The organism is Desulfovibrio sp. (assembly GCF_018379785.1).
Classification (GTDB): domain Bacteria; phylum Desulfobacterota; class Desulfovibrionia; order Desulfovibrionales; family Desulfovibrionaceae; genus Desulfovibrio.
Window position 1 is genome coordinate 75,935 of the sequence record NZ_JAGZUV010000019.1, and the last position, 20,892, is coordinate 96,826.

19 protein-coding genes are annotated in these 20,892 nt (G+C 63.2%); 15 read left to right on the forward strand and 4 right to left on the reverse strand.

All coding sequences use genetic code 11. The annotated features are described in order from the left end of the window. The first annotated feature begins 161 nt into the window (after positions 1-161). From KH208_RS05985 to KH208_RS06050, 14 genes are all read left to right on the forward strand, one after another. The gene (locus KH208_RS05985) at positions 162-1,613 is read left to right on the forward strand and encodes a TolC family protein (RefSeq protein ID WP_291434693.1); all 1,452 of its coding nucleotides are present in this window, start codon (positions 162-164) and stop codon (positions 1,611-1,613) included. 195 nt (positions 1,614-1,808) lie between these two features. Continuing rightward, on the forward strand, positions 1,809-3,467 hold the full coding sequence (locus tag KH208_RS05990; protein ID WP_291434695.1) for a ribonuclease J: 1,659 nt from the start codon (positions 1,809-1,811) through the stop codon (positions 3,465-3,467). Between the two features lie 255 nt (positions 3,468-3,722). After that, positions 3,723-3,983 (forward strand): hypothetical protein, encoded by a 261-nt coding sequence (locus KH208_RS05995; RefSeq protein ID WP_291434697.1) that lies wholly within the window; start codon positions 3,723-3,725, stop codon positions 3,981-3,983. Between the two features lie 233 nt (positions 3,984-4,216). Next, entirely contained in the window at positions 4,217-5,383 is a 1,167-nt protein-coding gene (gene hflK / locus KH208_RS06000) for an FtsH protease activity modulator HflK (protein ID WP_291434699.1), read from the forward strand. Further along, on the forward strand, positions 5,383-6,231 hold the full coding sequence (hflC, locus tag KH208_RS06005) for a protease modulator HflC (protein WP_291434701.1): 849 nt from the start codon (positions 5,383-5,385) through the stop codon (positions 6,229-6,231). The genes hflK and hflC overlap by 1 nt, the downstream gene beginning before the upstream one ends. A 31-nt stretch (positions 6,232-6,262) precedes the next feature. Continuing rightward, entirely contained in the window at positions 6,263-6,955 is a 693-nt protein-coding gene (locus KH208_RS06010) for a helix-turn-helix domain-containing protein (RefSeq protein WP_291434703.1), read from the forward strand. Positions 6,956-6,957: 2 nt separating this feature from the next. Further along, positions 6,958-8,178, forward strand: a complete 1,221-nt coding sequence (locus KH208_RS06015) for a lytic murein transglycosylase (protein ID WP_291434705.1) — start codon at positions 6,958-6,960, stop codon at positions 8,176-8,178. A gap of 4 nt (positions 8,179-8,182) precedes the next feature. After that, entirely contained in the window at positions 8,183-9,424 is a 1,242-nt protein-coding gene (gene fabF / locus KH208_RS06020; protein WP_291434708.1) for a beta-ketoacyl-ACP synthase II, read from the forward strand. Positions 9,425-9,434: 10 nt separating this feature from the next. After that, positions 9,435-11,060: a class I adenylate-forming enzyme family protein gene (locus KH208_RS06025; protein ID WP_291434710.1), complete on the forward strand. Its 1,626-nt coding sequence runs from the start codon at positions 9,435-9,437 to the stop codon at positions 11,058-11,060. Between the two features lie 696 nt (positions 11,061-11,756). Further along, positions 11,757-12,413 carry an HD domain-containing protein gene (locus KH208_RS06030; RefSeq protein WP_291434712.1) on the forward strand — a complete coding sequence of 219 codons (657 nt, stop codon included), beginning with the start codon at positions 11,757-11,759 and terminating at the stop codon, positions 12,411-12,413. Beyond that, complete coding sequence (locus KH208_RS06035) at positions 12,376-13,287, forward strand: D-alanine--D-alanine ligase (protein WP_291434713.1); 912 nt, start codon at positions 12,376-12,378, stop codon at positions 13,285-13,287. Before KH208_RS06030 ends, KH208_RS06035 begins: the two co-directional genes overlap by 38 nt. 2 nt (positions 13,288-13,289) lie before the next feature. Beyond that, positions 13,290-14,030: a CatA-like O-acetyltransferase gene (locus tag KH208_RS06040; protein WP_291434715.1), complete on the forward strand. Its 741-nt coding sequence runs from the start codon at positions 13,290-13,292 to the stop codon at positions 14,028-14,030. An 89-nt stretch (positions 14,031-14,119) separates the two neighbouring features. Beyond that, positions 14,120-14,953 (forward strand): AraC family transcriptional regulator, encoded by an 834-nt coding sequence (locus KH208_RS06045; RefSeq protein WP_291434717.1) that lies wholly within the window; start codon positions 14,120-14,122, stop codon positions 14,951-14,953. 15 nt (positions 14,954-14,968) lie between these two features. Then, positions 14,969-15,910, forward strand: coding sequence for a DMT family transporter (locus tag KH208_RS06050; RefSeq protein ID WP_291434719.1), 942 nt, complete (start codon positions 14,969-14,971; stop codon positions 15,908-15,910). 193 nt (positions 15,911-16,103) lie between these two features. Here KH208_RS06050 and KH208_RS06055 read toward each other — a convergent pair whose 3' ends face one another. From KH208_RS06055 to rfbF, 4 genes are all read right to left on the reverse strand, one after another. Continuing rightward, on the reverse strand, positions 16,104-17,078 hold the full coding sequence (locus KH208_RS06055) for a prenyltransferase (protein WP_291434722.1): 975 nt from the start codon (positions 17,076-17,078) through the stop codon (positions 16,104-16,106). Positions 17,079-17,080: 2 nt separating this feature from the next. Beyond that, entirely contained in the window at positions 17,081-17,599 is a 519-nt protein-coding gene (locus tag KH208_RS06060) for a dTDP-4-dehydrorhamnose 3,5-epimerase family protein (protein ID WP_291434724.1), read from the reverse strand. Further along, positions 17,599-18,711, reverse strand: coding sequence for a CDP-glucose 4,6-dehydratase (rfbG, locus tag KH208_RS06065; RefSeq protein WP_291434726.1), 1,113 nt, complete (start codon positions 18,709-18,711; stop codon positions 17,599-17,601). The genes KH208_RS06060 and rfbG overlap by 1 nt, the downstream gene beginning before the upstream one ends. Positions 18,712-18,859: 148 nt before the next feature. Then, positions 18,860-19,624 carry a glucose-1-phosphate cytidylyltransferase gene (gene rfbF / locus KH208_RS06070; protein WP_291434728.1) on the reverse strand — a complete coding sequence of 255 codons (765 nt, stop codon included), beginning with the start codon at positions 19,622-19,624 and terminating at the stop codon, positions 18,860-18,862. A 192-nt stretch (positions 19,625-19,816) separates the two neighbouring features. On the opposite strand from rfbF, the gene KH208_RS06075 reads away from it, so the two are divergent. Continuing rightward, positions 19,817-20,503, forward strand: a complete 687-nt coding sequence (locus KH208_RS06075) for a hypothetical protein (protein ID WP_291434730.1) — start codon at positions 19,817-19,819, stop codon at positions 20,501-20,503. Positions 20,504-20,892: the final 389 nt, after the last annotated feature.

Consider the following 20,892-nt stretch of genomic DNA (forward strand, 5'->3'; position numbering starts at 1 on the left):
TTGCTGACGTATCTTCAGATAGTAAAAACGAATTCACGGTCCCGTCAAGGCGGAATGACCCCGGCGCCGCGCGCTCCATGCAGCGCGGACGTCACGGCCGGGCGAGCCCGGAATAAAGTCTGTGTTGCCAATGCCGTGTCTGTACGTGTATGCTGGAGGCCATGCGCATAATCGTCTTTTTCCGCCGCGCTCCCGCGCTCTGCCTGCTGGCCGGGCTGTGGCTGGGCTGCGTTGCCCTCTTTTTTGCCGATCCGCCCGTGGCCGAGGCTCAGCCCGCGTCCAGGGCCGGAGCCATGAAGTCCCCACCCGCGCCGCTCTACACGGGGCCGCGCTCCCCGGACGGCAAGGACGCGCATCTGGGCCTGCCGGATGCCGTCAGCATGCCCGAGGCCGTGCAGCGGGCCTTGAAGTTCAATCCCAGCCTGGGGTCGCAGGAATCCCAGAGCCGTTCCTCGGAAGAGGCGCGCAAGTCGGCGCGCGGGGCCTTCGGTCCCAAACTCGGCATGAGCTACACGGCGATCAAACAGGAAAGGAAAAGTTCGCCCGCCAGCTCGCGTCCGCCGGAACTGGGCACCTATTCCTGGGCCGTGGAAGTTTCCCAGCCGGTCTTTCAGGGGTTCAGGCTGCTGGCCACCTACCAGAAAGCCGCCCTCCAGTCCGACAGCGACAAGGCCTCCCTGCGTAAGGCCGAACTGGATATGACCGAACAGGTTCAGACCTATTTTCTCGATTACCTGCGCGCCGAGGAAAACGTGCGCAGCGAGCGGGATTCCCTGGCCCGCCTGCGCGACCAGTTGCGCATCACCAAGGCTTTTTACGACGTGGGCCTGCGCCCGCGCCTGGATGTGCTTCAGGCCGAGGTCAACGTGAGCCAGGCGGAAAACCAGCTGATCCAGGTGGAAAACAACCGCGACACCTATCTCGCCAAGCTCAATACCCTGCTGGGTCTGCCCGCCACCGCCAGGGCCGCGTATACGGGCAAACTGGTCCATGTGCCTTTCCGGCGTTCGCTGGAGCAGTGTCTGGAGGCGGCCTACCGTCAGCGGCCGGATCTGTATATGGCGGCCAAGTCCGTGGAAATCGCGGGCAAGGACCAGCGCGTGGCCCAGAGCGACTACTACCCGCAGGTAGAGGCCTATTACAATATCAATCAGACCGGCAATACCCCGGATCTGCAACGCTCGGGCGACCGGAGCTCGCGCGGCACCACCTGGGAGGTGGGAGCCCGCGCCACCTGGAACGTCTTTCAGTGGGGCACCACCTATTATGCCGACAAGCAGGCGGGCTGGCTGGTGACCAAGATGCGCTACGAAGAGGAAGACCTGAAGCTCCAGGTGGGCTACGACATCAAGTCCAAGCTGCTGGCCGTGCATGAGGCGGAAAAGCGTATTTCCGTGGCGGAAAAGGGCGTGGAACAGGCCACGGAAGCCTACAACGTGGCTTTGGCCCGCTACCAGGAACAGGTGGGCACCAATTTCGATGTGCTGGACGCCTCTTCCAAGCTGACCACGGCCCAGGCTTCGCTGACCAGCGCCAAGGCTGATTACCTCACGGCCCTGGCCCAGATTTACGTGGCCATGGGCGAATTTCATCCCGATCTGATGCGGCGCTGATTCCCGTGGAGCGCGCCCTGTCGCGGCGGGCTCCGGAACGCATCGCCGGCGGCGGCAAGCCGCGGCAAAGCGCGGCCCTTATTCGCGCCGGAAGCGTTTTCCGGCATATTTCGCAAACGCGGACGGCTTTCTGAAAGCCATCCCGTCTGTAATTGCATGAATTGTTCTGACGAAAATCAACATACGACGGCAGGCATGAACGAACCTTATCTTTCCATTACCCCCCTGGGGGGGCTCGGCGAAATCGGCCTCAACTGCCAGCTCTGGGAAACAGAGGGCGGCGTGGTCATGGTGGACTGCGGGCTGATGTTTCCGGATGACGCCCATCTGGGCGTGGACGTGGTCATTCCGCATTTCGGCGCGGTGAGCGCCGTCAAGGACAAGCTGCTGGGCATCGTGCTGACCCACGGGCATGAGGACCACATCGGCGCGTTGCCCTGGCTGGTGCGGGAACTCAAAGGCACACGCATTTACGGCTCGCGTTTCACCCTGGCCCTGGTGGAGCACAAGCTGCGCGAACATGAAATTCTGGACTGGGTGGAGCTTTGCCCGGTGGATGCCGGTACCACGCTGCCCCTGGGCGACCTGACCTTTCATTTCTTTCCGGTCTGTCACTCCATCCCCGAAGGTTTCGGCCTGGGCGTGGAAACCCCCGTGGGCCGGGTGGTGCACAGCGGCGACTTCAAAATCGACCCCCACCCCTTGGGCGGCTCGGGCACGGACCTGCGGCTTTTCCGGGAGTTCGCCGGTCCGGAAGGCGCGCGCCTGCTGCTTTCGGACTCCACCAACGTTATGCGTGAGGGGCGCTCGCTCACCGAGCGGGAGGTCAAGGATTCTCTGGCCAAGGTCTTTGATTCGGCCGAGGGCCGCATTGTCATCACGCTTTTTTCCAGCCATATCCAGCGCATCCAGGAGGTCTTCGACCTTGCCAGGGAGCGCGGGCGCACGGTGGTCATCAGCGGCAAGTCCCTGGCGAACAATATTGAAATGGCGCGGGATCTGGGCTTCGCCAAGCTGCCGCCCTCCTTTTTCAACGCCCACAACGGCGTGCCGGACCTGCCGGACGAGCAACTGGTGCTGGTGGTTACCGGCGCGCAGGGCGAGCCTTTGTCGGCCCTGTCGCGCATGGTGCTGGGCGGCCACCGCCAGCTCTGCATCCGCGAGGGCGACACCGTGGTCATGAGTTCGCGCATGATTCCTGGCAACGCCAAGGCCATTTCCCGTCTGATCAATGAAATGTACCGCCTGGGAGCGGAAGTGCTCTATGAGAGCGTGCATGCCATCCACGCCTCGGGTCACGCCCACAGCGAGGAATTGCGCGAAATGCTGCTGGCCGTGCGGCCCGAGCTTTTTGTGCCGGTGCACGGCGAATACCAGCATCTGGTCAAGCACGGCCGCCTGGCCGAAAGCTGCGGCGTGGCCCCGGAAAAGATCATCCTGCTGGAGGACGGCCAGCCCTTGAGCATTCTGCAGGATTCCTTCCGTCTGGAGGACCGCGTACCCGTGGAGTGCACCCTGGTGGACGGCAAGGGCGTGGGCGACGTGGGTTCCGCCGTGCTCAAGGAGCGGCGCATCCTGGGCGATGAGGGCATGGTCATCGTGGTGCTGGTTGTGGATTCGGAGACGGGCAGCGTGCTGCATGGGCCGGAAATGATTTCCAAAGGCTTTGTCTTCGAGCAGCAATACAGCCACCTGCTGGAAGACGCCAAATGCCTGGTGCTGGATGAGATCGAGGCGGCCCGGCCCGGCCAGCTCACCCGTATGCAGGAGGGCATCCGCTCTTCCCTGCGGCGTTTCTTCCGCCGCGTGCTGGAACGCGACCCGGTGGTGGTGCCCATTATCAGCGAAGTTTAGGGCTGCGCTGATTAATGGTCCTTTTGCCCTCTGCCCGCGTCAGTCTCACTCCGTGTGAAGGCCGGGTTTGAATACACTCCCTCCTCGGCAGAGAACAAAAATCTACATTAATCAGTCCTGAGAGCGGCTTACCTTTCAAAGGTAAGCCGCTCTCCAGCATTTTGCCCGGAAAATTCTCCTGGCACCAATATTGCTTATTCCTCACATGGAAGGGCGGCAGGGAAAAATCTGCCGCGAAATATTGAGGAGCAAGCAATGATCAGAAGCAACGGAAAAAACAATGCGCCGTACGCCCTGTTGAGCGCCGCCCTGCTGGGCTGCGCGTGCTTTTTCGCCGCCATGCTCTGGCAGGGCGGAAACGCGCGGACGCCGCGCGCGAATCTGGCTGATTACGTACCCAATTTCGCGGTGCAGGCCGATGTTGTACGCGTGGTGCGCGTGGTGCCCCTGGCCGGCAGATCCCTGCGCAGCCCCTGTGCCGACGCCGACGCGGAGGTTGTGGAGGCGGCGCGGTAGGCCACTTCTGTTGCGACGTCCCAGGCCGCTGGCAGGGCTTCATTTTTTTCTTGGCCGCAAAAAAAGGCGCTCCATGCAGTCCTTTTTCATGCGGCTCTTCTTATTGACATGCCTCTCTCCGTCTTGACCAAGGCGGATTCGTGTCCTATTTATAAACACTACTCCTCACGTTGTGGGCGTTGCGAACGTTTGTGGGCGCCCCGCACCTCTGAAGCGAAGGTATTGCCTCTACCATGAATTGGGATTGGGATAAACTACAAGAAAAGCGGCAGCGACAGCAGGGGCAGAATCCTCCCCCCAGGCCTCCTCAGGACCAGGATCACGACGAAACCGAGCGCGACGAACCTCGCGCGCGGCGTACTCCCTTCAGCAAGGGAGGCAACGGGCCGGATGCGAATCCGCTCAAACGTCTCTCCCAGATGCGCGTGCCCAACGGACGCGCGGTGTTGCTGGTGCTGCTGGCCGTGGTGGGGCTCTGGCTGTTGTCGGGCATTTATATCATCAATCCCGACGAACAAGGCGTGGTGCTGCGTTTCGGCAAGTACGAACGCACGGAAGGACCCGGCCCGCACTATGCCTGGCCCGTGCCCATTGAAACGGTCTACAAGCCGCAGGTCACCCAGGTGCTGCGCAGCGAGGTGGGCTTCCGCTCCGTGGGCCAGTCCGCCACTTTTCAGCAGGGACAGGTGCGGACCATCCCCGAGGAAGCCTCCATGCTCACGGGCGATGAAAATATCGTCAATGTGCAGTTCAGCGTGCAGTACAAGATCAGCGATCCCGTGCAGTACCTCTTCAACGTCAGCGCGCCCGCGGCGCTGGTGCGCAACGCCGCCGAGGCGGCCATGCGCGAAGTCATCGGCAACAGCCAGATCGACTCGGCCATCACCGACGGCAAGCTGAAGATCCAGAGCGAGGCCACCCAGCTTCTGCAGCAGATTCTCAATCGCTACGGCGCCGGCATCCATGTCATCGCCGTGCAGTTGCAGGATGTGCATCCGCCGCAGGACGTTATCGAAGCCTTCAAGGATGTGGCCAGCGCCCGTGAGGACAAGAGCCGGATCATCAATGAGGCCGAGGCCTACCGTAACGAACTTCTGCCCAAGGCGCGCGGTCAGGCCGCGGCCTTGCGCAATCAGGCCGAGGCCTACAGCGCCACCCGCGTGCGCAACGCCGAGGGCGACGCCTCGCGTTTCGACGCCTTGCGCGTGGAATATGAAAAAGCTCCCAAGGTCACCCAGCAGCGGCTGTATTACGAAACCATGGAAGACATTCTGGCCGGCGCCGGAGAAAAGGTGCTCATGGACGGCGCTGCCGCGGCCCGCGTGCTGCCCTATCTGCCCCTGCCCGGTCTGAGTGCCCCCCAGACCCCCAAGGCCCCGCAGGCCGTGGAGAAAAAGTAATGCGCAAGAATCCGCTGCTTCTGGTTATCGTGGCCCTTGTGGTCCTGGCTCTGGCGAGCCAGTGTTTCTTCACCGTGCATCAGACCCAGAAAGCCCTGGTTCTGCAACTGGGCGAGCCGCTTTCGGAAGTGTACGGACCGGGCCTGCATTTCAAACTGCCTTTCATTCAGAACGTGGTCTATTTCGACTCCCGCGTGCTGGATTATGAAGCGCGCTCGCGCGAGGCCTTCACCGTGGACAAGAAGGCCATTGTGCTGGACAACTACGCCCGCTGGAAGATTATTGATCCTCTCCAGTTCTACCGTACCATGCGCAGTATTCCGGGAGCGCAGGCACGTCTGGACGACGTTGTCTACTCCCAGTTGCGGGCTCTGGTGGGCGCATATACCCTTACCGAGGTGGTTTCCTCGCACCGCGCGGCCATTATGAAGGAAGTGACCGACAAGGTCTCGGAACTGATGAAACCCTTCGGCGTGGAAGTGCTGGATGTGCGCATCAAACGCACGGACCTTCCGGCCGAAAACCAGCGTGCCATTTTCGGCCGCATGCGCGCCGAGCGTGAACGCCAGGCCAAGCAATACCGGTCGGAGGGCGAAGAGGAATCCACGCGCATCCGTTCCGACGCCGACCGCCAGCGCGCCCTGATTCTGGCTGAAGCCGCCCGCGAGGCCCAGATGGAACGCGGCAAGGGCGATGCCCAGGCGGCAGCCGCCTATGCCGAGGCCTACAGCAAGTCTCCGGAATTTTATGCCTACCAGCGTTGGCTGGAGGCTATGCGCAAGTCCTTTAAGGACAACAGCAAGATGGTGCTGACCAATGAAGCGCCGCTGCTCAATCTGCAACACTGATGACGCGTTTCTGCGCGTTATGGAGTATCCCATGCCTGTCTTTGCGGAAATATATGAACGCATCAAACTGGCGACCAGCAGCCGCACCCAGGTGGAGTTGGCTGAAGTGCTGGATATCCGCCAGTCGAGCATCTCAGACGCCAAACGGCGCAATTCCGTGCCGGGCGACTGGTATATGAAGCTCTTTGAGAAATACGGACTCAATCCCGACTGGCTCAAGCAGGGCGTCGGGCCCATGTACCTGCGTACCGAGCAGGGCTACATGCCGCAGGATGCGCCGGCCTCCCTGGCCGAAAGCGCGGCCCATTACGGCGATGCCCTGGCTAAAAATTCCGTGTGTACGGAATATGACATGCACTGTGCCTACAGCGATAAAAAGCCCCGGCCCGAGCTGACGCCGGCGGGTAAAATTTCGCTGCCGCTTTCGCTGAGCCGCGAGGGTCTGCTGGTGCTGCGCATGCGCGGGGCCAACATGAGCCCGCTCATCCTGCCCGGCGCACATCTGGGTGTGGACACCCTGGACAACAATGTGGTGTCCGGCCAGATTTACGCCCTGTTCGCCCCCAATGAAGGATTGATGCTGCGCCGCGTCTTCCTTAACGGAGAGCAGGACGGCTACCTGCTGCGCTCGGAGTCGCCGGATTTCCCCGAAATCTCGTTGACGCCCGATCTGCTGGTCAAGCGCCTGCTGGGGAAGGTGGTCTGGATTCTGCAGGAGTTGTAGCCATGTCTCCACGGCAGCTGCGGCGTCAGCGCGCGCGTTTTCGCCGGACGTCTGGCCCGCGCTGTTTTCTGCTGATCCTTTGTTTTCTGCTCGCCGCCTGCGGCGGCATACACACGGCTTCCACGCCGCCCGCCGCAGGCGCGACGAGCGACACTCTGACGGAACGGGATCTGCCGTCCCCGACGGCGGACAATCCCGGCTCTCTTTCTTCCGTACCCTCTCAACCTTTCGCGGGCTCCGCGCCCGTTGCTCCGGAACCGGCTCAGCCGGGGCCCCCTTCGGTCGCCGCGCCCGCCGGCCAAGTCGAAAATTTGGCCGGAAACGTGGCTGGAAACCCGGCCGGGAATGTCGCCGGAAACGGGGCCGTGGCCCCGGCATGGCGGCCTTTGGCCGAACGCCTGGCCGCCGACGGCCTGGCCGGGCCCAGGGTGGACGCGTTGTTGTCCACCCTGGCGGCCAGGCCCAGCCAGTCGCCCATGGGCCGGAAAATGCGCGAGCTGTATATGCGGCGTTTTTTCCCCAAGCCGCCCTCGGGCAAACCCGCGCCGCTCTATTACAAGGGCGTCGTCACGGAGAAAAACGCCCGGCTCTGCCGCGAGTTCATCGCGGCCAACCCCCAGGCCTTCGCCCTGGCGGAAGCCCGTTACGGCGTGCCGCCCGCCATTGCCGTGTCCCTGCTGTTTGTGGAGACGCGCCTGGGCAAGGTGCTGGCCGACGTGCCGGAAAACGCCTTCTATACCTTGGCCAGCATGGCCGTGAGCCGCCGGCCGCAGGACATCAGCGACTGGCTGCCGCGCCTGCCCGGCTATGAACGGCATCTGGACTGGTTCGCCGAAACCATGCCCAAGCGCGCGGACTGGGCCTACAAGGAAGTACGCGCACTGACGGCGCATCTGCTGCACGACAATGCGGACCCGCGCGCTTTGCCCAGCTCCATTTACGGAGCCGTCGGGCTTTGCCAGTTCATGCCGTCCAATATCGCGGTCTACGGCGCGGACGGCGACGGCGACGGCAAGGTGGATCTGTTCGGCGTGCCGGACGCGGTGGCCAGCCTGTCCAATTATCTGGCCAAACATGGTTGGAAACCGGGAATCTCACGCGCCCGTCAGCATACACTGCTGATGGCCTACAACCACTCGCGGACCTATGCCAACACCATTCTGGCCCTGAGCGATCTGGTGGCGCAGCCTCCGGCATCCCGGGGCGCGGCGGCCAAAAGGTAGTCGTATGAAAGACACGGCGCTGGTGATTACCGGCATGGGCGCGGTCACTCCCATCGGCATCGGCGTACCCGCCTACTGGAAAAATCTTGTCAACGGCGCGTGCGGCGTCGGCCCCATTACGCGCTTCGACGCCTCGGGTCTGCCCGTGCGCATTGCCGCCGAAGTCCGGGATTTCGATCCGGCGGAAATGCTGCCCCGGGCCGTGGCCCGGACCACTTCGGCCTTCATGCAATACGCTTTTGCGGCAGCGGAAGAGGCCCTGCGCGACAGCGGCCTGAATATGGCCGCCGAGGCGGAACGTGTGGGCGTGGTCATGGGCACGGCCATGGACGGCGTCACCACTGTGGCGCGCACCCAGGACGCCTTTCGGGCCAGCCGCACGGGCAAGGTCAGCCCCCATTTCGTGCCCATGGTCATCGGCAACGTGGCCGCGGCCCAGGTCGCCATTGTCCACGGTCTGCGCGGGCCCAGCCTGACTCTGAACACCGCCTGTTCAGCCGGAGGCGACGCCCTGATGACCGCTGCCATGCTGCTGCTCTCCGGCGAGGCCGACGCTGTTCTCGCCATGGGCGGCGAAAGTATTTTATGCCCCATCGTGGTTTCCAGCCTGGCGCAGGCCAAGGCCCTTTCGCGCCGCAACGACGAGCCGCGCACGGCCTGCCGCCCCTTTGATCTGAGCCGGGACGGCTTTGTCATCGGCGAGGGCGGCGGCGCCCTGCTGCTCGAAACCGAAGCCCATGCCCTGGCGCGCGGCGCGGAGATCAAGGCCGTGCTGGCGGGTTGGGGCAATACCATCGACGGCCATCACATCACCGCGCCGGAACCACGGGGGGCGGGCGCGGCGGCCTGCATGCGCGCCGCGTTGCGCCGGGCCGGGCTCCGCCCGGCGGACATCGGCTATATCAACGCCCACGGCACGTCCACCCTGCTGGGCGACCGGGCCGAAACCCTGGCTATCAAAAACGTGTTCGGCGGCGCGGCGGCCGCGCCGCCCGCCGGCTCCACCAAGGGGGCCACCGGGCATCTGATGGGCGCGGGCGGCCTCACCGAGGTCATTGCCTGCATTCAGGTCATTCGCGAGGGCGTTCTGCCGCCCACCTTGAACTATTCCACACCGGACCCGCTTTGCGATCTGGACTATGTGCCCAATACGGCGCGTCCCGCTGTGGTGCGCGCGGCCATGTCCAACTCGCTGGGCTTCGGCGGCCAGAATTCCAGCATTATCGTATCCCGCTATCCGTCATAGGAGACGTATTGTGGCTTTTACCTACGATGTCGCCATGTTCAGGGACACCTTCGAGCATGAGTTCACCTGGCTGAACGGTTTTCTGCGCAATGTGGGCCGCTTCGCGGAACGACCGGCCCTGCACTGTCCGGCCGGCGGACGGCGCTGGACCTATCGGGCCCTCAATGCCGACGCCAACCGTCTGGCCCATGCTCTGACCGCCGACGGCGTGGGCGGAAACAGCGTGATCATGTATATGCTGCTGAACAGCCCGGAATTCGCCTTCTGCTATCTGGCCGGGCACAAGACCGGGGCCATCAGCTGCCCGGTCAACTACCGCCTGGCGCCGGGCGAACTGGCCCTGATCATCGACGACAGCACGCCCGAAATTTTCGTTTATGACCTGGAATTCGCGGAAACGGCGCGCCAGGCCCTGGACTTTGCCCGCCACAAGCCGCGCCGCGTGGTGGCGGTGGGGGAGGGGGCCCCCGCCCGGCCCGGCGACACCTTGTACGAGGAATATGTGGCGGGCAGGCCGGAGAGCGATCCCGTGCGGCCGGACCGGCCGCACATCTACGACGAAACGGCGCGCCTCTATACGTCCGGCACCACCAACCGGGCCAAGGCCGTACCCATCAACAACATCAATGAAGTGCTCTCCGCCCATGACGTGATGATGCACTTTCCGCTCAACGCCACGGACCGGACCATGAACATGACGCCCTGGTTCCACCGCGGCGGACTGCATTCCGGCGGCCTCACGCCCACGCTTTACGCCGGGGGCGAGGTGGTCATCCTGCGTGAGTTCAATCCCCGCCGCTGCCTGGCCTTTGCCCAGGAGCATCAGGTCACCTTTCTGATCGGCGTGCCCTCCATCATCGCCCTGCTGGCGCGGGCCCAGGAGCGCGCCCCGGCGGACCTCAGCGCTCTGCGCGGCATCGTGACCATGGGCAGCCCCTTTGAGAAAAGCGCCTGCGAAAAATACCGGAAGCTGTTCACGCCCAATATCTTCAACGGCTACGGCACCACGGAAACCTTCTGGAATACGTTTCTGCGCCCCTACAATCTGCCGGAAATGGCGGGCAGCGCCGGGCAGGCCTGCACGGACGACGACGTGCGCGTGATCCGGCTCAAGGAGGACGGCCGCGCCGAGCCTACGGAACTGGCGGCCAAGGACAATGCCGAGGTGGGCGAAATCATCATCAAATCCCCGGCCAAGTCCGCCTGCTGCTATGTGAACAATCCGGAAATGAGCGCGCGGAAGTTTTACAAGGGGTATCATTACACCGGCGATCTGGGCACCTGGGATGAAAATGAATGCGTCACCATCGTGAGCCGTAAGGACGACATGATCATCTGCGCCGGTGAAAACATCTATCCCACCCAGATTGAGGCCGTGCTCAACGAGCATCCGAAGGTGGCGGAAAGCGCGGTCATCGGCGTGGCGGACCGTCTGCACGGCCAGTGCGTGGCCGCCTATGTGCTCCCGGCGGATGAAAGTCTGAGCGTGGAGGAGCTGAAAGCCCACTGCGCGCGCCATCCCATGCTGCCTCCGTACAAACGCCCCAGGTTCTATACCCTGGTGAAGGAGCTGCCGCATACCGCCACCGGCAAGCTGCTGCACTACAAGCTGCGGGAGCAGGCCGCGCGCGGCTGAACGAGCGGGTTTTTTTGCGTGAATTTCCCCACGGGCCGGAGTTTCCTCTCAAGTCTTCGCGCGGCGGGCCGATAAGAGAGCTTAGAGCGCAGCATGCGTTCTGCTCGTCGCGGCCCTTTCCGTCAACAGGGCCATCCCTTGCGGAATTATGCCTGATTCCGACCGCCTGTGGGGATGCAGCGGCGACGCGCGTCGGTTCGTGTCGTAGCCGGCGCCCGGTTCACTTCCCGTTGCCGCCGCTCCGGACTCCGGCGCCATCCGGCGTCCGGAGCGGCCAGGGGAGTGGGGCAAAATAGTCGTCAACAGCGGACCGGCCTTTGAAGGACGGTCCGCTGTTTTGTTTTTGCGCGATTCCTTGAAACGGCAACAGCGGGGGTGCAGGGGCATTCTGTTCTCCGTCAGTTGTTTTATTCTGCCCCCCGGTCCCTGTCCGCGCCGGGCTTCAGCCGTTGGCGGCAAGGCCGCCTTACGGATGAAGACAGCAACGATAGGCGGCCAAAACGCCAGGAGGCGCAAAGGCACTGCGCCCGCAGGGCTCGAAATACCTCATCCATATGATAAGCCCATAGAACAATTCCCTTTGAAAGATAACTTAGTAGAGATCAGAATAATTCTGCCTACGGACGGAGAAAGGAATGACCCTGGCGGCGTTGCGGGCGTCTTGCCATCCCACTCCGCCGGTGGCATACTTGCAGGATGAACAGTTTTGACCCCGCGCCCGGCGCGGCGAAGCCCTTCCGCCACCCTCTGTCCGGCCTGCCGGAACTTCCGGGTTTGAGTACGGCCGCCTCCGCGCCGCCGGACGACGAGGCCTGTTTCGCCCTCTGGCGCAAGTATGTCATGCTGCCCAATGTGCAGCGCCATTCGCGCCTGGTGGCCCATATCGCCACGGCTTTGGCCCGGCGCGCGGCGGCAAAGGGCTTCGCGGTCAATGTGCCGGAGGTGCGCGCCAGCGCTCTGCTGCACGACATCGCCAAAACCTACTGTCTGCGCCACGGCGGCAGCCACGCCCTGCTGGGCGGCGCGTGGGCGGTGGCCGAAACCCGCAACTACGCGCTGGCTCAGGGCGTCATGCTGCATGTGCACTGGCCCTGGCCCCTGCCGGAAGGGGCGGGCATCTGCGCGCTGCCGTTTTTTGTGATTTATGCCGACAAGCGGGTCAGGCACGACGCCTGCGTGCCGCTTGAGGAACGCTACGAGGATCTGCTGGCGCGCTACGGCCGCACCGAGGCCGCGCGCGAGGGCATCCGGGGTTCCTATGAACAGGGAAAAACCATTGAGCGCGCCTTGTCGGCGCAGTTAGGATGGGCGTTGCATGAAGATTCTTTTGATTGCGGGCGGCTGGTCCAGTGAACGCGAAGTCTCGCTGAACGGCGCGCGCGGCATGGAGGAAGTCCTGCGGGCGCTGGGCCACAGCGTGACCTTTTTCGACTTGCTGACGGAATTCGACCAGCTTCTGCCCCAGGCCAGGGAGCATGACTTTGCCCTCATCAATCTGCACGGCGCGCCGGGCGAGGACGGTCTGGTGCAGGCCATGCTGGACCGGGTGGGCTGCCCTTACCAGGGCGCGGGCCCGGCGGGCTCTTTCCTGGCCCTGAACAAGGCCGCGGCCAAGCAGCTTTTCCGGCATGCGGGCCTGCCCACGGCGGACTGGGAATTTCTGCCCTGTCCCCCGCCCGCGGACTGGCAGCCGCGCCTGGCCTACCCGCTTTTCGTCAAAAGCAATACCGGCGGATCTTCCCTGCGCCTGGGCCGGGCGCGCGACCGCGCGGAACTGGACAAGGTGCTGGCCGAGATCTTCGCCGCCGGGGACGAGGCCCTCATCGAACCGGAACTCAAGGGCCGCGAGGTGACCTGCGGCATCCTGGGCGAAGAGGCCCTGCCGCCCATTCTCATTGAGCCTGTGGCCGGGGATTTTTTTGATTACGAAAGCAAGTACGCCACGGGCGGCGCGCGCGAGATCTGCCCCGCGCCCATCGCGCCGGAGCTGACCGACCGGGTGCGGGACCTGGCCCTGGCGGCCCACAAGGCATTGGGGCTCCGGGGCTACAGCCGGGCCGACTTCATTCTGGATGCGGATCAGAACCTGACCCTGCTGGAAGTCAATACCCTGCCGGGCATGACCGCCACCAGCCTTGTGCCGCAGGAGGCCAAGGTCATCGGCCTTGATTTCGGCCGGTTGCTGGAACGGCTCATGGAACTGGGCATGGCGCGGCGCAAGAGCTGAACATGGCGGCTTCGGGCGCGCACGGAGTGGAGGAAGCGGGCGGCGCGGGCAGGGGCATAGCGCCTGCCTTCTTCACGCCCGTGGACCTGGAGAGCTGGCCGCGCCGGGAATACTTCGCCTATTATTTCGACAGGCTCAAGTGCCGCTATTCCATCACCGCGACGCTGGACATCACCCGCCTGATGCGCCGTCGTCGGCAATTGCAGCGCCGCTTTTTTCCCATCCTGCTCTATGTGATCATGCACGCCGTAAACAGGCAGAGCGATGAAGAGAATGCGGGCAACGGCGCCTTCCGTATGGCTTTTGACGTTCAGGGCCGCCTGGGCCGCTGGAGTTACTGTAATCCGGTTTACACCGTCTTTCATGAGGACGACGCGACGTTCTCCGACCTCTGGAGCCAATGGTCGCCGGATTTCAGCGTATTTTACGAAACCGTGCTGGCGGACATGGCCGGTTACGGCAACGTGCGGGGCATCAAGGGCCGCGCCCGCACGCCGGAAAATTTCTGTTCCGTTTCATCCCTGCCCTGGCTTTCCTTCACTTCTTTCGCGCAGGACACCTATGCGGAATCTCGCCTGCTTTTCCCGCTGATCCGGGTGGGCAAGCACTTTGTCCAAGGCCGCAAAAGGCTGATTCCTGTGGCTGTCTCCGTACATCACGCGGTGGCCGACGGCTTTCACACAGCCGGGCTCTTCCATGACATGCAGGCCGCGGCCGACACGACGGAGCAGTGGCTATGCTGATCAGCGCTCATCTGACTGTTCCGGCGTCAATATCGTACCAGAAAATTTTCGCCTGACGCGCTACTTTTCGTTCATACAAGGAGTTGGCCATGCCGGGCGGGACGCGTGTGATCCGTTTTGACGCGGATCTGCAGATCGAGGCCTGTTTGTTTCACGGGCTGCTGCAAAATTTTCCCAATCATTTTCATGAGCATTATGTCATCGGCTGCATAGACGGCGGCCGCCGCCGGGTTCTCTGCAACAACAGGGAATATCTGGCCGAGGCCGGGGATCTGATTCTTTTCAACCCGCGTGACAACCACGCCTGCAGCCAGGTGGGCGACGAGCTCCTGAACTGGCGTTGTCTGCATGTTGGCGAGGAAACCATGCGCCGTTTGACCCGGCAGATCACCGGCGCGGGGGCCTTGCCCGTGTTCGCGCCCAATATCGTGCCGCAAAGCGAGCTGGTTCCTTTGCTGCGGGATCTGCACGCCATGATCCTGGAAGAGTCTGTGGACTTTTGCAAGGAAGAGCTGCTCTTCGCCCTTCTGGAACAGTTACTGGAAGAATTCGCCGCGCCCTTTACGCCGCCCGCGCCCCAGACCGGAGATGCGGTCGCCCGCGCAATCCGTGTGGTCTGCGCCTTTCTGGAAGAGCATTATGCGGAGCGGATCAGCCTGGACGATCTGGGCCACCTGGCCGGGCTGGACAAATATTATCTGTTGCGGGCCTTTACCCGCGCCAAAGGCATCACGCCCTATCGTTATCTGGAAAACGTACGCATCGCCCGGGCCAAAGCCCTGCTGGAGACGGGCGTGCCGCCGGTGGAGGCTGCCCTGAGCGCGGGCTTTGCGGACCAGAGCCACTTCACGAAATTTTTCAAATGTTTTATCGGCTTGACGCCCAAACAGTACCAGCGCATCTTCATCCCGGCCAAACGGTGAGCGGGAAGGAACATCATGACGGACCGGAAACAGCTGATCGGACACCTCGCTGCCCTGATGACCATTATCGTCTGGGGCGTTACCTTTATTTCCACCAAGGTGCTGCTGCGCGATTTCACGCCCCTGGAAATTTTATTTATCCGCTTCACGCTGGGCTGGCTGGCCCTCTGGCTGGTCTGCCCGCGCCGCCTCAAACTGACGGACAGGCGGCAGGAATGGCTTTTCGCCATGGCCGGGCTGACCGGCGTGACCTTGTATTTTCTGCTGGAAAATATCGCCCTGACCTATTCCTTTGCCTCCAATGTGGGGGTGATCGTGGCCGTGGCGCCTTTTTTCACTGCTTTGCTGGCCTTTCGCTTTCTGGACGGCGAGCGGCCCAGGGCCAACTTCTTTTTGGGTTTCGCCGTGGCCATCACGGGTATCGGCCTGATCAGCTTCAACGGCAGTACGGTGCTCCGGCTCAATCCTTTGGGCGACCTGCTGGCCGTGCTGGCGGCCCTGGTCTGGGCCGTCTACTCCATCCTGACCCGCAAGATCGGGGCTCACGGCTACGGCAGTTTGCAGGCCACCCGCCGGATTTTTTTCTACGGCCTGCTGTTCATGCTGCCCTGCCTGCCTGTTTTCGGCTTTTCCTGGGACGCCGCGCGCCTGCTCAAGCCGGTAAATTTTCTGAACCTGCTTTTTCTGGGCCTCTGGGCCTCGGCCCTCTGTTTCGTGACCTGGACATTCTCGCTCAAGCGCTTGGGAGCCATTAAAACCGTTGTCTATATTTATCTGGTGCCGGTGGTCACGGTGCTTACCTCAGTGCTGGTGCTGCACGAGCGCATCACATGGATGTCCGCCACGGGCACGGCCCTGACCCTGTTGGGTCTGGCCATTTCCGAGCTGCGGCGGCTGCGGCTGTGGAAGACGCACGGGCGGATTGCGGAAAATGAGAGCAATTCACGTTTGAAATGAGTGAATTACTCCGGTGCCCGCGTGAGCGGATACCCGCGCCCAATCGCGAGAAAAAGCTGTGCTTTTCCCGCAGCACGTGGACGGTATTTTGATGGGGCCTGATCCGGGGCTGAAAAAACGGCACTAAAAGCAGAGGCGCGATCTTCTTCTGGAGATCGCGCCTCTGCTTTTAGTGCGTTTACGGATTGCGTGCTCAGAAGGCCACGCCCAGGATCAGGGCCGCGCCGCAGATCAGATAGGTTTTGCGCACCAGATGGCCGTGGGCGTCCAGGTGCAGCCAGTCGCCGAGCCCGGCGGCGTTGATCCGGCGGCAGGCCGTGAGATAGAAGGGCAGGCCCAGCAGGCCCAGAAACACCGGCCATCCGGCCAGGCCACAGGCCCAGAGGTTGATCAGCAGCAGCCAGACGGCGGGCCACCAGAGCTTGAACACCAGGGCGGCCTTGTCCTTGCCCAGCCTGTTGGCCAGGGTGTGCTTGCCCGCGGCCAGATCGGTTTCGATTTCCGGCAGGCTCTGGTAGTAGAGCACGCCCGCCACCATCAGGCCCACTGGCAGGGCCAGGGCCAGAGAGCGCAGGTCGAAACGCCCGAGAAGCAGAGTGGCGCCGGCTGTCACCATGATCAGGCCCATGTTCAGGCAGACGAAAAGTTCGCCCAGGGCGCGGTGCCCGTAACGGATGGGCGGGGCCACGTAAAAGACGGCCGAAGCCACGGCAAAGAGGGTGGCCGCCCACAGGCCGGGCCGCAACGCGGGCGGCAGGCTGAAAATCAGGGCCGCGCCTACAACCAGGGTAGCCGGGATCAGCAGCAGAAGGGCTGCGGAAAGTTGGCGCGGACTGATCAGCCCGGCCTGGATCACCCGTGAGCCGCCGATGTTTTCGCCCTCGTCCACGCCGAGGATATGGTCGAAAAGGTCGTTGGCGAAGTTGGCGATGGTCAGGCCCAGAAAACAGCCCAGCAGCAGAAGCAGCCAGACGCCCCACTGGCCGGGCGTCACCTGTCCCTGCACGCGGAAGGCCAGGGCCAGCGCCAGGGTCACAGGAATGGCGGCGGTAATGAAAAAAGGGGGGCGGCAGGCCTGCCACCATGCGCGGCATTTTTGCCGGGCGGAGAGCGGCGGGGCGCCGGACGGACGGGGAACCCAGGCCGCGCGCAGCAGATGGCGGGCCATGCTCAGCGTTCTCCAGCCCGCGCGGCGCTCTCCCAGCTATAGGGAATGGCCGGATCGTCCGCCGGGCGGCGTTCCCCTTCGGCGGGATCGTGGGGAAGGTCCGCGCAGTTGCAGATCAGGGCCGCTTCCCCGCCCAGGGCCGCGAATCCGTACCAGACGCCTGTCGGAATGCGCAGCAGGCCGTAGTTTTCCGGTCTGCCCAAGGCCAGCTCGCAGAGTACGCCCTGGGTGGAAGAGCCTGGGCGGTCGTCATAAAGCACGATTCTGAGCAGGCCGTGGGGCACGGCAAACAGCTGGGTCTGGCGGTTGTGGCGTTTCCAGGCTTTGACAGCGCCGGGCAGCACTTCCGAGAAATAGATTTCGCCGAAACCCGCCGCGAAATCGGGCAACAGGGGCGAATCGGGCCGCAGCATGCGCAGCACCGGCCCCCCGGGCGTGGGGATCACCGTCAGGGGCTGGAACAGCGCTCCCGCGATGCCCACCTCCTGTGCGATAGGGCTGTTGGTGGTTCGCGCGTCCATCAGCGCACCCAGATCTGGCCGCGCTGTTCGGCCGCGTTGACGTAGGCCGCGATCTGGCCCAGGCTGTAGTCCAGCATGTCGGGCGGCGTCGCGCCGTCCCGGCCCCGGTAGAAACGGTGATACCATTCGGCGGTATAACGGATGGTTTCGTCAAAGCTGAGAGTGGCCTTCCAGCCCAAGTGGGCCAGGGCTTTGTCGCAGCAGAGCTTGAGCAGGGTGCATTCCTTCATGCCCGCCTGCCCCGCCGCGTCCATTCGGCTTTCAAAGCCGGGCCAGTGCCGGGCCAGGGCTTCCACCACCTCGGCCACGGTATTGTTGACGTCCGCCGCCGGGCCGAAGTTGTAGGCCTGACCGCGCGGGTCAAAGGGCGCGTTCCCGTTGTCCAGCAGGCGCGCGCCCAGCCAGAGATAGCCGGAAAGCGGCTCCAGCACCAGCTGCCAGGGCCGCGTGGCCCAGGGGCTGCGGATCTGCACGGCCCGGCCCTCGGCCCAGGCCCGCGCGCAGTCGGGCACAATGCGGTCCTGCGCCCAGTCCCCGCCGCCGATCACATTGCCCGCGCGCACCGTGGCGCAGGCCGGACCTTCCTTGAAAAAGCTCTGAAAATAGGAGTGGGCGATGATTTCCGCGCAGCCCTTGGAAGCGGAGTAGGGATCGGCTCCGCCCAGATGGTCGGTTTCACGGTAGCCCCAGACCCATTCGTCGTTGCGGTAGCACTTGTCCGAGGTGATCATGACCACGGCCCGCACCGAAGGGCAGGCCCGCACGGCTTCCAGCACGTTCATGGTGCCGAGCATATTGGCCTCAAAGGTGCCCGCAGGGTCCTCGTAGGATTTGCGCACCAGGGCCTGGGCCGCCAGGTGGAAGACCACCTCGGGCTTGAAACGCCGCACGGCATCGACCATGCCCTGCCGGTCGCGGATGTCGCCGCGCAGATCTTCCAGGTGCGCGCCCAGATGCATGGCCGCGAAATGCGAGGGCTCGGTGGGGATGCCGTCGGAAAAACCGGCCACGGTCGCGCCCAGCCGCGTGAGCCAGGCCGCCAGCCAGGAGCCCTTGAAACCCGTGTGCCCGGTAACGAAGACCCGGCGTCCTTGATAGGCATTGGCAAACATTTGGTATCCTTAACTATGCTGTTCCCCTGACGGGGATGATTTTTCTGTCCGGCAAGGAAAACGAGCGGCGCGCCGCGTGGAGCATAGCCGGCTATGTGGCCAAGGTGCGCCGTGGTGTTTAACGCTGCCAGACAGAAAAAGAGCCGCGTCAGGCCCAGAAGGCCCGGCCGCTGTCCCAGAGTTCATTGAGCTTGATGGAATCGCGCAGGGTGTCCATGCACTGCCACTGGCCGGGATGCGGATACATGGAAAGCTGCCCTTCGGCGGCCAGTTGTTGCAGGGGTTCTTTTTCCAGGTCGCAGTTTTCGTCCTCGCTCAGATAGTCCAGGAAACGGCGTTCGAACACGAAAAAGCCGCAGTTGATATGCTCGTTGAGCACGGGCTTTTCCTCCCAGGAGAGAATCTTGCCCGCCGCGTCCGTGCGCACCGCGCCGAAACGCGAGGGCATGCGCACGCCGGTGAAGGTGCCGATGGTGCCGGACTGCTTGTGGAACTCCAACAGCTTGTGCAGGTCGATATCCGCCACGCCGTCGCCGTAGGTGACCATGAAGCGGTCGCTGTCGATATACTTGGCAACGCGTTTGATGCGGCCGCCCTTGAGGGTTTCCTGGCCGGTATCGCAGAGGGTCACCCGCCAGTCCTCGACATGACCGGGGTGGGAGATGATAGTGCCGCTTTTGAGTTCCACGGTGAAATCCGTGTTGCGGATGTTGTAATCGTGAAAATACTGTTTGATGACTTCGCCCTTGTAGCCCAGCGGCAGGACGAAATCCTTGAAGCCGAAACGGGCGTAAATGGACATGATGTGCCAGAGCACGGGCCGCCCGCCGATTTCCACCATGGGCTTGGGTTTGACCGAGGTTTCCTCGCGCAGGCGCGTGCCCTTGCCGCCGCACATGATGATCACTTTCATATTAAAGGCCTCCCTGGGTCGCCGACGGGTATGCAGCCCGCGGGACTCGGCTACCTGTAGCAGAAGCCCGCACGGAAAAAAAGCCCCGCCGTCGGCCCGGCCGGGGCGGGGCTTTGCATTATTCCGGCTCGCGCGCTATAGTATTTCCGTTGGAACGATACTATCGCGTTTCGGCGCGTAAACGAGGTTGTCATGAATATACTACGTCGGCCGTCCCCCTTTCTTCTGGTGGCGGCGTTGCTTGCGGCCCTGCTCACGGCCTGTTTTGCCTCCGGCCCGCAGAAGGCTCTGAATTCGCTGGCGGAAGCCCTGAATAAAAACGACAGTGCGGCCTTTCTGGCCCAGCTGGATCTGAAGACTTTCGCGGCCAACCAGATCAAAAACCTGACCCGCGAGGACCAGGCTTTGAGTTCCCTGGACTCCTTGGGCCGTATGCTGGGCCTGGGCGGCATGGACGATCTGCTGGGCAGCGTGCTGAATATGGAAAACCGTTTGCAGAGCCAGTATACCCGTGGCGTGAGCACGGGCGAAATGATGGCCCAGTGCCGCGAGGCCCAGACACCGGACTGCCCCTGGGTGCCTGAATCCCTGAAACAGGCGCAGGTGACCGAATTGAGTGACACGGCGGCGGTGGCCAAGGTGACCACGCCCGCCAAAATGACCAGCTGGCTGGCCCTGCGCAAGAAGGGCGACCGTTGGCTGGTGGTGGGCCAGGCCATTCTGGAAAGCACGGCCAAGGCCTACGCGGCGGACGTTTCCGCGCCGCCGGTGAGCGGCGCGCCCGCGGCCAAACCAGACGCGGGGAATAAGGAAGACAAGAACGCCGGTCCCGGCGGAGGTGCGGACAAGCCTGCGGACGGCGGCGCAATGAATATTTAATTCCGGCTCGGTGAGTGCCAGAGCATTTCAAAGGGAATCCGCTTGAGAGAGGCGGGGAGAAGGGGGAACTCTTTTCCCCGTTTTTTTGTGCGTCCGTTTGCGAGCCTCCAGAGCATTCCAACCTTGAAATGCTCTGACGCCGAGCACGGTGAGGCGCGCCGCGAAGACCGACCCGACGGGCTGTCCCCGTTGGCGGCAACGGAGCCATACGGGGATCGACAGCAGCGATAACCGCGTTTTTTGCCGCAATGACCCCTTTGAAACGTGCAGCGTTTCAAAGGTAATCTGCTTTAGGGCCTGTTAACACTAATTGTCAAAACGTTCTTCATGGGTTAACTTTGCCCTATGAAGATATCCAAAGAACAATATGAACGCATTGCGGATAGCTT

Excerpts from the sequence above, each read along its gene's own strand:
- KH208_RS05985 (WP_291434693.1), top strand. The coding sequence starts at position 162 with ATGCGCATAATCGTCTTTTTCCGCCGCGCTCCCGCGCTCTGCCTGCTG.
- KH208_RS05990 (WP_291434695.1), top strand. The coding sequence starts at position 1,809 with ATGAACGAACCTTATCTTTCCATTACCCCCCTGGGGGGGCTCGGCGAA.
- KH208_RS05995 (WP_291434697.1), top strand. The coding sequence starts at position 3,723 with ATGATCAGAAGCAACGGAAAAAACAATGCGCCGTACGCCCTGTTGAGC.
- hflK (WP_291434699.1), top strand. The coding sequence starts at position 4,217 with ATGAATTGGGATTGGGATAAACTACAAGAAAAGCGGCAGCGACAGCAG.
- hflC (WP_291434701.1), top strand. The coding sequence starts at position 5,383 with ATGCGCAAGAATCCGCTGCTTCTGGTTATCGTGGCCCTTGTGGTCCTG.
- KH208_RS06010 (WP_291434703.1), top strand. The coding sequence starts at position 6,263 with ATGCCTGTCTTTGCGGAAATATATGAACGCATCAAACTGGCGACCAGC.
- KH208_RS06015 (WP_291434705.1), top strand. The coding sequence starts at position 6,958 with ATGTCTCCACGGCAGCTGCGGCGTCAGCGCGCGCGTTTTCGCCGGACG.
- fabF (WP_291434708.1), top strand. The coding sequence starts at position 8,183 with ATGAAAGACACGGCGCTGGTGATTACCGGCATGGGCGCGGTCACTCCC.
- KH208_RS06030 (WP_291434712.1), top strand. The coding sequence starts at position 11,757 with ATGAACAGTTTTGACCCCGCGCCCGGCGCGGCGAAGCCCTTCCGCCAC.
- KH208_RS06035 (WP_291434713.1), top strand. The coding sequence starts at position 12,376 with ATGAAGATTCTTTTGATTGCGGGCGGCTGGTCCAGTGAACGCGAAGTC.
- KH208_RS06040 (WP_291434715.1), top strand. The coding sequence starts at position 13,290 with ATGGCGGCTTCGGGCGCGCACGGAGTGGAGGAAGCGGGCGGCGCGGGC.
- KH208_RS06045 (WP_291434717.1), top strand. The coding sequence starts at position 14,120 with ATGCCGGGCGGGACGCGTGTGATCCGTTTTGACGCGGATCTGCAGATC.
- KH208_RS06050 (WP_291434719.1), top strand. The coding sequence starts at position 14,969 with ATGACGGACCGGAAACAGCTGATCGGACACCTCGCTGCCCTGATGACC.
- KH208_RS06055 (WP_291434722.1), bottom strand. The coding sequence starts at position 17,078 with ATGGCCCGCCATCTGCTGCGCGCGGCCTGGGTTCCCCGTCCGTCCGGC.
- KH208_RS06060 (WP_291434724.1), bottom strand. The coding sequence starts at position 17,599 with ATGGACGCGCGAACCACCAACAGCCCTATCGCACAGGAGGTGGGCATC.
- rfbG (WP_291434726.1), bottom strand. The coding sequence starts at position 18,711 with ATGTTTGCCAATGCCTATCAAGGACGCCGGGTCTTCGTTACCGGGCAC.
- rfbF (WP_291434728.1), bottom strand. The coding sequence starts at position 19,624 with ATGAAAGTGATCATCATGTGCGGCGGCAAGGGCACGCGCCTGCGCGAG.
- KH208_RS06075 (WP_291434730.1), top strand. The coding sequence starts at position 19,817 with ATGAATATACTACGTCGGCCGTCCCCCTTTCTTCTGGTGGCGGCGTTG.